Source organism: Caulobacter sp. 602-1 (assembly GCF_003931565.1).
In the GTDB taxonomy this organism is placed as follows: domain Bacteria; phylum Pseudomonadota; class Alphaproteobacteria; order Caulobacterales; family Caulobacteraceae; genus Caulobacter.
In genome coordinates this window covers 1-282 of sequence record NZ_RRYI01000172.1, presented here as the reverse complement: position 1 = coordinate 282, position 282 = coordinate 1, and the positions used below count along the sequence as shown (strand labels likewise).

At 63.1% G+C, this 282-nt stretch carries 1 protein-coding gene; it reads right to left on the bottom strand.

Going from position 1 to position 282, the window contains the following annotated elements; all coding sequences use genetic code 11:
- Positions 1-282 (bottom strand): hypothetical protein (locus EIK80_RS26250; RefSeq protein WP_158624765.1); only part of this gene is annotated, 282 nt, incomplete at both ends.

Sequence of the window (282 nt, the reverse complement as noted above, 5' to 3'; positions counted from 1 at the left end):
CTTGATGGAAACCTCGCCCAGGGTGTAGCCGACGCGCGGCGGCGTGAGCACCGAGTTGCGTTTCCAGAGCACCTGTTTGCTGAGCGTGCCCGAGAGATCACCGCGCCAAGCGCCAACCTCGGCGCGCACCCCGGCATGGACGTTGGTGTTCTCGATCCTGGCCTTGTTGACGTCGCGCGAGGTCGGGCCAAACGTGATCTGACGCCATTGAATATTTTGCCCCGCCAACACGTCGCCATAGACCGTCACCCGATCGGTCAGGTCCTGATGGGCGCTGACGAT